Origin of the sequence: Shewanella sp. SM20, assembly GCF_025654545.1 — a bacterium.
GTDB lineage: Bacteria > Pseudomonadota > Gammaproteobacteria > Enterobacterales > Shewanellaceae > Shewanella > Shewanella oncorhynchi.
The window spans coordinates 1-519 of sequence record NZ_JAKKRK010000153.1; the positions used below are offsets into that span (position 1 = coordinate 1).

General features: G+C 49.5%; 1 tRNA gene and 1 rRNA gene. Both read right to left on the bottom strand.

Going from position 1 to position 519, the window contains the following annotated elements:
- Positions 1 to 171: 171 nt before the first annotated feature.
- Positions 172 to 248: transfer RNA gene (locus L5M18_RS23410), tRNA-Ile, on the bottom strand.
- 99 nt (positions 249 to 347) lie between these two features.
- Positions 348 to 519, bottom strand: a 16S ribosomal RNA gene (locus L5M18_RS23415); the annotation flags it as partial.

Genomic DNA, 519 nt, shown 5'->3' on the forward strand with positions numbered 1-519 from the left:
AGGCGAGGCGCTCTCCCAGCTGAGCTATAGCCCCATTTACATGCAGTGCGAGTAAGTAAGATGTTCCAAACCTCTAAAAGGATTGGTTTGCCAATCATTTCTTATCAAGGCGGACAGTGGCGACGTTTAGTTCACTAAACGAGTCACTTTCCAACGCTGAGAAGGAAGGATTGGTGGGTCAGAGTGGACTTGAACCACCGACCTCACCCTTATCAGGGGTGCGCTCTAACCAGCTGAGCTACAGACCCATCTTTGATAAACCTATTTAACTAGGTCCATCTTTTACTCTTTCTTCTATCAAGCAAATCTGTGTGAACACTCAACAAACATTAAGTTAGTCGTATAGGTAAGGAGGTGATCCAGCCCCAGGTTCCCCTAGGGCTACCTTGTTACGACTTCACCCCAGTCATGAACCACAAAGTGGTGAGCGCCCCCCCGAAGGTTAAGCTACCCACTTCTTTTGCAGCCCACTCCCATGGTGTGACGGGCGGTGTGTACAAGGCCCGGGAACGTATTCAC